Raw genomic sequence first — 14,043 nt, forward strand, 5'->3', positions numbered from 1 at the left:
GCTTTTCTGGAGGATAAGGTGGTTTTAATTGGCAGAAACCAGGTTATCCTGCTCCACTAATTGGTGAAGGTCTTCGTCTACTACTTCTTTCTTTTTGTCTGCTACTGCTAAAAAGGAGGCGTAAGCCTTGTCTAAGGTGAATTTATCAAAGGCATACCCTATTTTCTGTAACCGGTACGCCAGGGCGGCACGGCCAGAACGGGCAGTCAATACAATGGAAGAATCCTCGGCGCCTACTTCTTTGGGGTCAATGATCTCATAGGTTTCGCGGTGCTTGATAACGCCGTCCTGGTGAATGCCGCTGGAGTGCGCAAAGGCGTTGGCCCCCACGATGGCTTTGTTGGGCTGCACGTGCATGCGCATCATGTGCGATACCAGGTGTGAAGTTTCAGTAAGCAACTTCGTGTTGATGTTGGTATTCAGGTTCAGGTACGGGTGCTGGCGGAGAATCATGACGACTTCCTCCAGAGCGGTATTACCGGCACGCTCCCCTACCCCGTTGATGGTACACTCAATCTGGCGAGCTCCGTTCACCACCCCAGAAATGGAGTTAGCGGTTGCCAAGCCCAGATCATTGTGACAGTGCGTAGAAAGAGTCACGTTCTGTACGCCGCGCACGTTTTCATACAGGTATTTGATCTTCGCGCCGTATTCTTCCGGCAGGCAATACCCGGTGGTGTCTGGAATGTTCAAGACCGTAGCGCCGGCTTTAATAGCGGCTTCGCAGACCATCGCCAGGAACTCATTATCAGTACGGCCGGCGTCTTCGGCGTAGAACTCCACGTCTTCCACAAAGCTTTTGGCGTATTTCACGGCCCATACGGCGCGCTCAATGACATCGGCCTGGGTAGTGCGCAGCTTGTATTTCACGTGTGACTCTGACGTACCAATACCGGTATGGATTCTTGGGTAACGTGCCTGTTTCAAGGCTTCAGCGGCTACCTTAATGTCGTTTTCCACGGCGCGTGAAAGACCACACACAGTGGCTTCTTTGGTTTGGGCTGCAATTGCCCGAATCGCCTCAAAATCGCCGGGACTGGAAACTGCGAAGCCAGCCTCTATCACGTCAACGCCCAGAAGCTCCAGTTGCCGTGCAATGACCAACTTCTCGTCCATGTTTAATTTGCAACCAGGCACTTGCTCGCCGTCGCGCAACGTTGTATCGAATATTTGTATCTTCTGGGCTGACATGGTTATTTTGGCTACTTATTCTTTACAAAGAAGCGCGTACTAATACGGAACCAAAAAACTATTTTTGCCCTATCTACTATTTCTAATCGACTTAATTTTAAGTACAAGTAGCTGAAAATCAATATTTTAATCCACTTTCTATTACAATGCCTAACCAAAATATTGATCCCATTTTTCAGTTAATAAAATCACTTACCCCTTCAGAAAAGCGGCACTTCCGGCTTTTTACCAACCGAAGCGGCTCCAGCGAGGACCTTAAGTTTCTGCAGTTGTTTGATGCCCTGGACCAGCAGGACACCCTAAATGAGACTCAGATTCTGAAGCAAGTGCCCAGTATCAAGAAGGCGCAGCTGGCTAACCTGAAGAACAACCTGTACAAGCATCTGCTCTCCAGCTTGAGGGCCTTTCACGCGCCACAGAACCTGGACATTCAATTACACGAGCAACTGGACTACGCCCGCGTGCTTTATAATAAAGGGTTTTACCAGCAGAGCCTGAAGATGCTGGATAAAGTGAAAGTGGCGGCCTTGGAATATGAGTTACCGCACATCGCGCTCACGGCCATTGACTTTGAAAAGCTGATTGAGAGCCAATACATTACCCGTAGTCTGAGCGGCCGGGCCGAAAGTCTGACCCAGGAAGCCACTGCTGTCTCCACCCACATCTCCCAGATGCACCAACTGTCAAACGTGGCGTTGCGCTTGTATGGGCTGTATTTAAAAGTGGGTTTGGCTCGAAACCAGGAAGATTACAATTACATTTCAAGCTTCTTTCAGGAAAACCTGCCCGAAATAGATATCAGGCGGGCAGGGTTCTATGAGAAACTGTACTACCACCAGTCGCACGTGTGGTATTACCTCATGACTCAGGACTTCAAGAATTGTTACCGGGCAGCGCAAAAGTGGGTAGACTTGTTTGATGAGTACCCACACATGAAGGAGCGGCGGCAGGTGCTGTACATCAAGGGCATGCACAACCTGCTCAATTCGTTGTACAACATTCTGTACCACTCCAAATTTGTGAAGGTGCTGCAGCAATTGGAAGAATATGCGGCAGACCCCTCGCGGAGGTCAAACCCCAACGTGGACACGCTGCTGTTCCTGTACATCTACACGAACAAGATCAACGGCTACTTTCTGGAAGGCAAGTTCACTGAGGGCTTGCAGGTAATTCCGGGTGTACTCAAGAACCTGGAAGGCTTTCAGGCCCAGCTGGACCCGCACCGCATGCTGGTGTTCTACTACAAAATTGCCAGCCTGTACTTTGGCTCCGGTGATTTCAAGAAAGCCATTGAGTACCTGAACAAGGTCATCCATCACCAAAACACCAGCCTGCGCGAAGACCTGCAATGCTTCGCCCGTATCCTGAACCTGATTGCCCACTACGAAGCCGGTTACGATGACGACACGCTGGATTACCAGATCCGGACGGTGTACCATTTCCTGGGCAAAATGGACAACCAGCAGCAAATGCAGGTTGAGATCTTCAAGTTCCTGCGAACCGTAGGCAACATTGCGCCTTACCAGTTGAAGGACGCCTTCATCACTCTCAAAGAAAAACTGATCGCCATTTCCCAAAATCCCTACGAGCGGCGTCCCTTCATGTACTTGGATATCATCTCCTGGCTGGAAAGCAAGATAGAGAATGTTCCCGTGCAGGAGATCATGCGCCGGAAGCAAGGACGATTGAAGTAGGTTATGGCTTTAGGGCTGGTTTGATAGAACAGGCTAAAAACGATGATAGAGTTTTTTAATCTAATAATTAGTAGTAAACTATATAGTATATTCGGCAGTGCAGTTCCGGTTATCCGACTAACGGTAGTCGGATAACCGGAAGTTTATCTCCGCACATAGAGCCAATAAGCGGAACAGTTCCGTTTATACGGTAGTTGGCACTAATTTTAAACATAAAATTTATATAATGAAAAGAGCAAATATCTACAGCGCTAGTTCAAATAATTATGTCGCTTACTTAATGTTGACTGATAGTCCAAATAACAGATTCAACATTTATGATAGTCAAAGCAATAATTATGTTGCTTATGGAAATATCAATGGCAATAACATTGTGATTTATGACTCATCGACGAACAACTACATATCTTATGGAAAATTAAATGGTAATAACAAACCAATATATTCAATATGGAAGGTTTCAGTAGGCTATAATTAAAGCCTACTGAAACCTTCTAAATGGAATTGGCCAGTAAAAAAACTCGTGCCAACAACACCTAAACGTCAGCCTTCGGCCGACGGCCTCGCCCGTCGTTTAGCTTAGTACGTTAGGCATAATGAATAAAATGAAAAAGCTTCTTTCTATACTGTTCGCTTTCATCCTTCTTTTAACTTCAAATGCCCAAGATAGCCGACTGAAAGAAGAAGTGATTGTTGACCCTATTGAACCGATGCCATCATTCCCAGGTGGATTGGATTCAGTATATGCCTACATCAATAGAAATAACCAATGGTATGAAAAGCGAACTACTGTTTCTGGTACTGTAGTAGTCGGATTTGTTGTAAATGAAAAAGGAGAAATAAGCGACATTAAAGTACTTAAGAAGCTTTACCCGACTTGCGATAAAGAAGCAGTCCGCCTAATCGAAAATATGCCAAACTGGATTCCAGCAATAGAAAAAGGAAAGCCAGTAGCAAAAAGAATGGCGCTACCAATAAGGTTTAGCAACATGTAAGAAAAATCACTATGCCTAACATTGTGCAAACACCATGCTTCGGCCGACGGCCTCTCACGCTGTTTGCACGAGGCCGTTGGGCTTCATAGTAAGAAATGAAAATATTCAAGAAAATAGTAAATGTCTTAGTGATTACCTTCTTGGTTTTAGCTGTAAGCTATATCGGGCTGGCGTGTTTGGTGAATTTCATGTTCAGTTCCAATGAGGAAGAAGTAGATAGTGCTGAGTTGGTCCAGAGTCCTGAATTTAATAGACTGCACCAACTGACAGTCGCTCTCGATAGTATAAAGAACATCGCAGTTTTGCCTGACAGAAGTTATATTGTAATTAATGGAACAGTTATAAATTTGAAAAAGAAAACCTTCGGACAAGAACCAGAATTAGGGTTCTATCATAGCTATTATGATGAAGGCGACAAAACACATTATACCTCACTAGATAGTCTTTTGATTGCTCACAGAATAAAAATGGACGGTGTGCAGATAGTTTCTATAGTAGAGAAAATGAGATATACTAAAATCAGCGATATTGTTATCAATGAAGAGGAGATAGTATATCGCTGGAGAACCTCAGCAATGTACGGAGAGGAAGGTGTGATTTTCACCAATAAAGTAATAAACAAAGATTTAACTCGATTCGATTTATTAGAGAAGCTTGATAAAGAATTCTACCATTTTGCAGTTAACGATTAATACTACGAAAGCCCAACAAGGTGCAAAATCCATGCTACGGCCGATGGCCTTGCACGCCTTATGCACAAGTACGTTGGGCATAATTTTAAAAATGATTTCCATTAAATGAATCAAGACTTTGGTTTCTTCAAAACTAGTATGCCAGACACAAGAATGGCTGACTACTATTTAGGATGTTTAGATGGGAGTGTTTTTCTTGACTTCGATTTGGACAAGAACAGTTGTATAAACCTTAGGAGAATATCATTCAATGGTTATGGTTGCTGCAATCTGAGTAACGAAATCCTCCCAATGTCAAAAGAAGAATCTCAGCTATTCATAGATATTTATAAGTATGACCAATTAAATCAAGAAGCTTTAACCGATTTGGTTACTAATACAATAAGAATAAATAAAGAACATATTTGGCAAGATGCATTAAAAGAGTACGGGTTAATAGAATAAAAAAACTATGCCCAACAAGGTGTAAACGGCATCTCGGCCGACGGCCTTCGCCGCCGTTTACACAAGTCCGTTGGGCTTAATAAAAGCTATGAACTTTTAAGGCAAAGTCAAAACACATTTAAAGATGAAAAACAACTTATTAATTATATTTCTTATATGTGTTGTAACTTTAACTAGCTGTGTAAAAGAAAAAGCTGAAGCCATAGTAAAAGAAAAATTCTTAACTGTTCCTCCTAAAACCTTTATTAACATCAACATTAAGCCAAGAGGCGACCTTCTGATGGTTAATTTCCCGTCAGACAATAGAATTGGTTATATTCAATTGACAATTAAAGATTATGAACCTGATAAGCCCCACAAGCTCAAGTTTTATCATTCAGCTACATCAATTCATAAAGAAATAGATATAGTCTGTAGAACTTACCACATCTCACAGCAAGAATTGCTGCCTTTCATACATGACAAAGTTACTTCTTACCGTAAAATAGGAGCAAGTCTGGTGAAAGGAATAAACTCAAAGCCATATGTTGTTTTCCAGTACGCAGATGATGTAATCTTATACTATATCAAGGACCTTCCCCAAAATAATTTAGAAAGTCTGATTATAAATAATAACCTTCAGGTATTGGATGAAAATTGGCTCTACAAAAAATATGAGAGTGATATATTACATTGATTTTTTAGAATCATCTTTTTGAATTAGTGTTTCGACTTTACTTGTTAAAGTATTTGTAAACTAACTCAACCATATAAAAGGCGGGGCTACTTAAAAGAATTACTAAGCCCAACAACGTGTAAACGTCACCTCGGCCGACGGCCTCGCCGTCGTTTACACAAGTCCGTTAGGTGCAATTCATAATATGGGTGAAGAAATAATAAATGCTATTCTAGATTTAGTAAAAGCTGGAAAGTCTCCTAATGAAATAGCTCTCAGTTTAGGCCGTATAGCAGGTTTCGAAGAATTCAGCGATGGTGTTAATCAAAGCAGGTTTGTAATAGATTCTAAGCTTGGGCTAGAAAAGACTCTTGTCGCAGTTGATAACACTGGAAAGTTGGACTGGATAAGCTTAAGCGGGAAAGAATTCAGAGTACCATTCCAATATCTGGATAAACTAGCATTACAGCGACGTAAACATTACAATACCTATGATATTGTCACCGATGTTCAGTTTGTCTTTTACCCAATGAAAGAGCCTGTCATCAAAGGGATTTTTACTTGGGTGGACGAAGAAACGGCAAATAGAAAAAAGCCTGAATCCTTATTTGCAGATAATGTCATTCTTCATTTCTCAAAAGATAAGGCACCAATGCCGTCAAGAGAGTGGGTTTACATGGTTAATGCTCCAGAAGAGATATTGAAGCAAAACAACCTACATATAAGGCAGATGCTAAAAAATGATAGAGCAACAGCAGAATTTAAACCCGACACTTCTAAAGTTGGCTTTATTTCTAAAATAAGAAATCTGTTTAAGTAAAAATAAAGAACAGCACCTAACACTGTATAAACGTCACCCTTTGGCCGACGGCCTCGCACGTCGTTTATACTAACCGTTGTATGCAATTTTAAAAATGAAAGACACGATCATAAAAGTTTGGAAAGACCCGGTAGGAAGTAAGGTGATTGCAAACCTTTTATGGGTTCTAATTCTTGGACTTGGCACCTTGATTTATTTAACCTATCAAAAGCTTACATTATCAATTTCTTTTAATCAGGCCTATACAGATTTACAAACCTTTCTAGATCATAAAAGAACTATCAGCAATTGGAATTTAGTTTTTGCATTAGTGATAGGCATTCTTCTATTGGTTAACAGAAAGCTAATTTTGATGATTATAATCTTTATTTTAAAGGCTACTTTTGGTATAAGAGATTATCAATTTGACTACAATTATAATTTTACAAATCAAGGAAAAAGGAGTTCAGGAGTAATTTCATCAATGCGATCAGGTAATGTTTTTAAAATTAAGCCGCTTGGGAACTCAAAAGATTGGAGCTTATTAATACTCTTTAGTCACAGTTACGATCACCTTGACTCTGAAAGCACTGCGACTGAAAAGGTTAGACTGTTTAAAAGAATTGGAGAAAGCAAATTACAAATTGCTTCATTCAACAAAGTAGGAGATGTTATACCTGATGAAACCTTTGTACTACATGAAGATTATGAAGATCAAGAATATCAATTGACTTTTGATTTATCACATGATAAAGGAGGATTGTTACTTTCAATTAGCAGACATGATAAGGAGTTGTTAAAAACAAATGTTAAATATGGATGCACATTCTTCAAAATAATTGCTGAGGATAGTAATTATGATTTTGATTTGAGTGTACACCACCATCGATATGAATAAAAAACTGCATACAACAATGTATATACAAAACCCTTACTACGCTGCGGGCTCCGTATATACTAACCGTTGTGCGCAATGCAATAAAAATAGAATATGAAATTAAATCGCATAATAGTTTTACTAGTATTGCTTTCTTCGTGCGACAGCGAAAAAAGTCCTCAGGAAAAGGTGAATGAAGCAAATCAAGAGAATACAATTGAAAGTGCTCACAAGGCTCCCGAATTATCACCTGTGGTTGAAGTGACGGATGACAAGCCTGCCAATGCAGGAGCCCCCGAGAGACAGGCTATAGACCCAAGCAAAGTTCCAGGCGGGGGCGTTGCGCTCACATTCATGGAAAGCTATGTGGAATTCTGGAATGGACGGAAAACAAATTCGATTGAATGGGTTGACAGCAGCCAGTACGTAACAAGTAGCTTTAAGATTGAACATAAAAACCTACTTGAGGAGGCAAGGAAAGATGACCCCGAATTGGGCTTAGGTTTCGACCCCATCTTTGATGCCCAAGATTATCCTGAGAAAGGGCTTAAACTGGTAGATTTTGATAAAGAGGGATACATAACCCTGCAAGGTAAAGACTGGCCAGAGTTCACGGTCGTTGTAAAGGTAATACAAAAGGACAGCGGCTGGTTGGTTGACGGGGCAGGCGTTATAAATGTGCCTAAAAGTAGAAGAGCAAAAAGGTAGAAGCACTCCGCACAACAACGTGTAAACCCCAGCTAGGCCGACGGCCGTCGCCGCCGTTTACACAAGTACGTTAGCAGTAAAAGGATTGTTGTTTTCGGGCTCGTTTCTGAAAATCAGGTCGAAAACTGAAAAACCTGTCTAATTGTACTTTGCGAGCCGCTACTGTTATTAGTACCAGTTAGCTTTTAAAATAAACTGCTATCAAAGGGCGATTTCCATTTGCATCCTGAACTGTACCCTGTCGCTTCTCCCCTGCTCTTTGATTAAGGTGAGATCGCTCTGCACCTTCAGGCTATGGTCTACAATGTATTTTGATACTCCGGCAGTATATTGTTCTTGCTCACCTATACCGGTTACAGCAGTAGGATCGAAGGTTGAATATCGGCCTGCCAGCTCCCAGTCAGATGGAAGCAGGTAACCTGCCTGCAGGTTAAGGGCTTTACCTGTTACAAATGTTTCGTTTACGGTACCATCGGGTTTGTAACTTACAACAGGAGTTCCATTGGGCACCTTACGGTCTGCGTACTCACCCATGGCAGAAAAGCCTCTGTACTTAAACATAGCATCTGCAAACCAAGTGCTTAAGCTGCGCTGCCCACTCAGAAAGTCCCCTAACTGTCCACGCGAACGAGAGGCATTATGGTTAAAATCATAAGACATGGCCAAGGCTAATTTTGGGGTTTCTTCCCTTGCCATATCTCCCCCCACATAGTCTCCGTCACCCTGGAATTCGCCAAGTGGCAATATTTCTACTCGGCCGGTATAGTCATACCCTCCGGCATTATTTACAGTTATATCGCGGCCTTCCCCCATTGATATGGATGCCATTTCTCGTAGCAATACTTTACCAACTTCATGTTCATTACGTAGCTGGAAACCGGCATCGCGGTCAAGATTGATACGCGCATTCAGCAAACTCCTGTCTACAAACTGAAGCTTTTGGGAGGAGATGACACGCTCACGGTTACCAGGCAACTTTGTCTGCCCAACCCATAGCGACAGCGTTGGTGTTAGCTGGTACTTAGCTACGGCATCAAGAATGATGTTATCTGCATTATTTGTCTGGCTGATGTCTCCCCCACCACCGGCACCTATATCGCTGTTGCTTAATCCCAGCTCAATTTTGTATTCCAACCTTGGCGTGAAGGCGAAGCCATCAAACTTAAGACGGGCTCTTCGTATTAGGAAACGATCATCCCAGCCCTTGGTGCCTCTGGTATGCACGCCTTGGTAAAGCGTCTGGAACCGTATTCCAAACTTTACACTAAAGGAGGAATCTTCGGCTACAAATTGAAGTCCTTTCCCAAACTTTGTTTTGTTTACACTTTGTGCCTGCGCATCATACACAAAGAACAAGGCCATAGTGAGCAGACATACTACTCTGGTGAACTTAATAGTCACAGTAATATAAGGTTTAGGTGAGAAATAAGCCTTGTATGGTGGTAAAGCCCTATAGCCCATGAAAGCTCGTCAGTTAGTCAGGCTGAGAGGCTTTTGCTTTTAACTGCTTTGGTTCAACACGTACGGCAGCAGAAGTTATGTTGTGATATTGAAGTGATCGCGTAACATCTTCGCTACTTTACCTTCAGGGTTGATGGGTTTCACTTTCTTCATGATCACCTTGCGGTACGTGATAGAGAGCCTTCTTTCCCTGTGCTTCACGTTTCCATCCACCACATCTTTTTTTCTAGAGGGGATGGAGTGATTCCATTTATATCTGGCATCATCCTGCATGACATACACGGAACGTTTGGGAACCTCCACATCCACCACTTCTTTATTTTTGATATGGATGAATTTCATGATGCAACCACTTCCAAGATTTACACCACAGATCTGATTTTCGAAATAATTCCTATCCTTATGTGGTCTAAGCCCTTCTCCCGGAAAGTATTCATTGATGATGACCTGGTCTGGCAGGAGAGATACGACCTTCTGTTCCGTTAACTGTTCTGCCAGTTTGTGAATCAGCGGAGGCATAGGAACTGGAAATTCAATCAGATCATAAGGTGATTCCAATTCGTTCCTGTACCCATAATATTGTAGCCTCCTGTCGTAATCAACGACCCAAGTTTGGCTGTCAAGTTCCTTTATCAATTCCTCCTCCATTGATTCACTGATAAAATCGTGGTATAGTAGCAACCCTGGTACTGCTGTCTCCATTTTTAAACCGTTTAAGTGCCTGTAGAAAAAAATAACCTGCTAAGGACTTTCACAAGGTAACGGGTCATTTCAACTTAAGTTTAGATAGGTCAACAACAACCCTTTGGCAGGAAATGACAGTGGCTCTCTGGTTCGCAAACGTTGTGGAATCAACTGAAATAAACCTATCTACACTTCCACATTCCCTACCCTTTTGCTAAATACTTCTTTCAACCTCCTTGATAAGATAGTAACCAATGGAATAACTGAATACCAGTGAAACAAAACAGTCCATTGCCTATAGACGCCTATTGGCAATGGACTGTAGTAACCAAGCATTAACCCATTTATAAGGCATTCAGCTCTCCCATGGTGAATGCTTTCTGCCTGCCTTTGTACGCTTTGCGGGCCTGCTCCACATCTGCTGCCTCTATTTTACCGGCATTGTTGTTCCAGGACTTCCGGATAAAGCTTAACAGTTCGGCAATGTCTTCATCAGACAGATCCTTGTTGTAGCCAATGCCCGGCATTTCGCCGATAATGTCTGGGGTTTGATACAATAGTCCATTTACTTTGACAGGGCCAGTCATGCCATAAAGGACAATGGGGATAAGTCTGCTTTTGTCACCGGTTACCCAGTTTGAGTTATTCAGCGGCGGCGCCAGACGCTTTACGCCATTTCCATCTGCCCCGTGGCAGGACTGGCAGGTGGAGTTGTACAGCTTGGCGCCCACAGGAAATTCTTTTGCCAGCAATTCAGTATTTTTGCTGCGCTTTGCTTTACGCATATCCTCCAGCACTTCTCTGATTCGCCCGTGTAGCACAGAACTTGTATCCTTGGCAGCCATTGCTTTCTTGTAGAACACTTCTTCCCTGCCCTGCATACTGCTGATGGCGGCATCTGCCACATATTTGTTTTCAGGATACTGCTTAACCACCGCCTGCACCAGTCTGTCGGCAGCAGGCCTATTAAATTGACGGATACTAGGTGCCAGAAACGCTACATACGGAGCCGCCAGCGAATCACGTTTTGCTACCAGTTGCTCAAGCTTCTGCACAAAAGAGGCATGATTCTTCTCCGTTATTATGGAAGGTACTACACTCAGGGCCTGCATGCGGATAGGCCATTGTGGTTGCGAAAGCAGGGGCAGAACGTCTTCCGGAGACAAGGCATTCATTCCTTCCAGTGCCCACAGCGCATGAACGGCCGCTACAGGTTGCTCCTTCTTTTTTAGGAGCTGGCGCAGGGCAGGGATAGCCTCTGGATACTTTTTATCTACCAACTGCTGCTGCGCTTTGTCACGCACCCATCCGTTTTGATGCTGCAGTAGCTTTACCAGTTGCAGTGGCTCCTGCAGCACAACCACCGGTTTAGCATCTTTTTTGGCAGGGACTACCCTGTAGATGCGCCCACAAGTGATGGGCTGTTCCAGTTGCCTTTGGGCAATCTCTTTGGCCAGGTAGTCAGTTAAGTAGAATTTATGTTGTATCACGCCCCGGTACATATCCAGCACATACAAACCACCATCGGGACCGTTGTACAGGTTGACGGGCCTGAAACGCTCATCTGTGCTTGCCAGGAACTCCCGCCCTGCGTACGCCTGAGCGCCCTGCATTTGGTATCCTTTTTCCGTTAGAATGTTGCGCTTGATCAGGTTAGCGGCCGGTTCAGCTACAAAAGCATTTTGGGAGTATTTTTCGCCAAACAACCCACCCCGGTAGATAACCGGTCCGCAGGCCGCTGTAAAGTTGACCAGGCGCAAGTCTTTATCTAAAATGCCTTCCTGGTACCCCCGGTTTACCCCGGAAGTAGCCCTGGCCGGATATACCCTGTTGTTGCCTACCAAGTCCACATCAAAGCCTGCTACATGCTGTTGGTTTGCGTTGGTGGCTCCCATACCCGGGGCGAAATAATCGCCTAACAGGTTTTGGGAGTTGTTGTTGTAATAAAGCCTGCCATGATTGTCCTGGGCTATGCCCCACTGTCCCCTAAAATGCGTTTTCTCAATAAGCCACTTATCTTCTTTTTTACGGTAGCGCTTGGTGAACTTTGCGCTGTAAATCCAGTTATCCATGGCACGCAACAGCCCGTTCGGCTCATGCTCCACATTACCGCCCTGGGTATAGGTATTATCTACCAAGATTTTTTTGACGGGTTTGTCCTGCGTTATTTCATAATACCACAGGTGGGGCGGCATGGCCACCAGCAAGCCATCTTCTACCAGGCAGAGCGCCCGTGGCAACACAAGCGAATCCAGGAATACCTTGCGGTCGTCAAATGTACCATCCCCGTTTTTGTCTTCCAGGATGACAATTTTGCCCGTGGGCAGCTCTTCGCCGGTGCCTGCCGTGTCAGGCATGTAGTTCTGCATTTCTGCCACCCACATGCGGCCCTTCTCATCAAAGGTCATGGCTACGGGCGAATTGATCAGTGGCTCCGCGGCAACCAGTTCCACGCTAAATCCTTCCTCTACCTGCATCTTCTTGAGCGATTCTTCAGGCGATAATACAGGCGAGGAAGCGTACATTTCCCTTATTTTAACCGAGTCTGTTTCCAACTGCTCTCCCTCTTCCTGCACCGTTTGGGTATTACTGTTCGGCTGACAAGCCTGCAGCATGCCTGCACAGGATATGACCAACAAGGCACTATACATAAAACTCTTCATGCGGTACTGCTACATTCCTAATAAGGATGGTGCGGTGTCTGCTAAATTGCACTTAGCAGACACCGCACCATCTGGTTTGAAACTCGATACTGGTACTTAATCTTTACTTTTTACCGGTAAACTTCTGGTACTGCGCATTTACCTGCTCATCTGATAGGTTGCTGCCCGACTGGATGACCACCCGGTGCCGGAAGGTAACTGACTTACCGGCAGGAAGCTTGTAATTCAGCTCTTCCTTGCTGTCGCTCATCACTTCCTGGCCAAACGGATTGGCACCAAACAACCCATACCCGCGGGCATGCCAGTAGGTGGGGAAACCCACGTTTTGCGGGTTGTCCATCAATACCACAGATACCGGCTCATCACCCACCCGACCGATCAGGTTCACCCATTTTGCCCGGGTGCCCCATACATCGTCGCCTGCTTTGCCTTCGCTGCTCCGGTAAAGTCCGGAAACGCCTTCGTTGTTCATGACAGGCACCGGCGTTGCTTTGCCGCTGGCATCAGTGAACACCTCTGGTTTGGTGGAAGGATGCTCCAGTTCACGTGCCAGGCGAATCGCGATCACCCCTTCTTTGTTATCCTTGAACAGGATATCTTCCTTTTGCGCGGTCAGGGTCGTGATCCGGTCAATGATGCGGGTATCGCCTTCACCGCTGAAGATGTACTTTGTATCTTCTTTGATTAAGGCCGTACCGTCGGGTTTCTGCCACGCGGAGCTTACCTCCAGCTCTGCCTTGGCATCTCCGTTGGTCATTTTCTTTACAGCGGTATGACGGATGGTGCCAAACGGTCCTTTGTGGCTGCCGGTATCATTGGAGTTGTTCCAGAAGTCATGTCCGTTTACATCACCGAAGTTAAACCACAGGCCCACATGGTGCGGGTGGTCTACCCTTTCGCCCGGTCTGGGATCCATGGGCCAGCCACGCGTAATGAAGTTCCCTCTGGCGGTGCGGATAGGATACAGCACCGGCTTTTTAAGAACGTCTGGGTACACATAGGAGGTAAAGGGCTTACCCTCTACGGTTACGTCTACCCGTTTGTCCTGCTTGTTTTCAGTAAGTACAAAGCGTTTGGCTTTGCTCTGCGCGGCAACTGGCAGGTTGTTGCTCATCAGCAACGCCATTGCTACCAAGGGGGCTACAAAGAGTCGTATTGGGTTGGTTCTCATGTCTAATCA

13 protein-coding genes are annotated in these 14,043 nt (G+C 44.5%); 8 read left to right on the forward strand and 5 right to left on the reverse strand.

What is annotated here, in order from left to right; genetic code table 11:
- Positions 1-24 precede the first annotated feature (24 nt).
- Positions 25-1,191 (reverse strand): 2-isopropylmalate synthase, encoded by a 1,167-nt coding sequence (locus ACW9SV_RS20250; protein ID WP_479558593.1) that lies wholly within the window; start codon positions 1,189-1,191, stop codon positions 25-27.
- A 146-nt stretch (positions 1,192-1,337) separates the two neighbouring features.
- On the opposite strand from ACW9SV_RS20250, the gene ACW9SV_RS20255 reads away from it, so the two are divergent.
- From ACW9SV_RS20255 to ACW9SV_RS20290, 8 genes are all read left to right on the forward strand, one after another.
- A complete protein-coding gene (locus ACW9SV_RS20255; protein ID WP_479558594.1) occupies positions 1,338-2,885 on the forward strand; it encodes a hypothetical protein in 1,548 nt (515 codons plus the stop codon).
- Positions 2,886-3,481: 596 nt separating this feature from the next.
- Positions 3,482-3,880: an energy transducer TonB gene (locus ACW9SV_RS20260; protein ID WP_479558595.1), complete on the forward strand. Its 399-nt coding sequence runs from the start codon at positions 3,482-3,484 to the stop codon at positions 3,878-3,880.
- A gap of 95 nt (positions 3,881-3,975) precedes the next feature.
- Positions 3,976-4,572 (forward strand): hypothetical protein, encoded by a 597-nt coding sequence (locus tag ACW9SV_RS20265; RefSeq protein ID WP_479558596.1) that lies wholly within the window; start codon positions 3,976-3,978, stop codon positions 4,570-4,572.
- A gap of 105 nt (positions 4,573-4,677) precedes the next feature.
- Positions 4,678-5,016 (forward strand): hypothetical protein, encoded by a 339-nt coding sequence (locus ACW9SV_RS20270; RefSeq protein ID WP_479558597.1) that lies wholly within the window; start codon positions 4,678-4,680, stop codon positions 5,014-5,016.
- A gap of 124 nt (positions 5,017-5,140) precedes the next feature.
- Positions 5,141-5,692 (forward strand): hypothetical protein, encoded by a 552-nt coding sequence (locus tag ACW9SV_RS20275; RefSeq protein WP_479558598.1) that lies wholly within the window; start codon positions 5,141-5,143, stop codon positions 5,690-5,692.
- Positions 5,693-5,876: 184 nt separating this feature from the next.
- A complete protein-coding gene (locus ACW9SV_RS20280; protein WP_479558599.1) occupies positions 5,877-6,491 on the forward strand; it encodes a hypothetical protein in 615 nt (204 codons plus the stop codon).
- A 94-nt stretch (positions 6,492-6,585) separates the two neighbouring features.
- Positions 6,586-7,368 (forward strand): hypothetical protein, encoded by a 783-nt coding sequence (locus ACW9SV_RS20285; protein ID WP_479558600.1) that lies wholly within the window; start codon positions 6,586-6,588, stop codon positions 7,366-7,368.
- 93 nt (positions 7,369-7,461) lie between these two features.
- Complete coding sequence (locus ACW9SV_RS20290; RefSeq protein WP_479558601.1) at positions 7,462-8,055, forward strand: hypothetical protein; 594 nt, start codon at positions 7,462-7,464, stop codon at positions 8,053-8,055.
- Between the two features lie 201 nt (positions 8,056-8,256).
- On the opposite strand, the gene ACW9SV_RS20295 is transcribed toward ACW9SV_RS20290, so the two are convergent.
- From ACW9SV_RS20295 to ACW9SV_RS20310, 4 genes are all read right to left on the reverse strand, one after another.
- On the reverse strand, positions 8,257-9,456 hold the full coding sequence (locus ACW9SV_RS20295) for a porin (RefSeq protein ID WP_479558602.1): 1,200 nt from the start codon (positions 9,454-9,456) through the stop codon (positions 8,257-8,259).
- A gap of 135 nt (positions 9,457-9,591) precedes the next feature.
- Positions 9,592-10,218, reverse strand: coding sequence for an alpha-ketoglutarate-dependent dioxygenase AlkB (locus ACW9SV_RS20300; protein WP_479558603.1), 627 nt, complete (start codon positions 10,216-10,218; stop codon positions 9,592-9,594).
- Between the two features lie 326 nt (positions 10,219-10,544).
- Positions 10,545-12,863 carry a DUF7133 domain-containing protein gene (locus ACW9SV_RS20305; RefSeq protein WP_479558604.1) on the reverse strand — a complete coding sequence of 773 codons (2,319 nt, stop codon included), beginning with the start codon at positions 12,861-12,863 and terminating at the stop codon, positions 10,545-10,547.
- A 103-nt stretch (positions 12,864-12,966) separates the two neighbouring features.
- Positions 12,967-14,034 carry a DUF6807 domain-containing protein gene (locus ACW9SV_RS20310; RefSeq protein ID WP_479558605.1) on the reverse strand — a complete coding sequence of 356 codons (1,068 nt, stop codon included), beginning with the start codon at positions 14,032-14,034 and terminating at the stop codon, positions 12,967-12,969.
- Positions 14,035-14,043: the final 9 nt, after the last annotated feature.

The organism is Rufibacter sp. JT20002, from assembly GCF_056491185.1.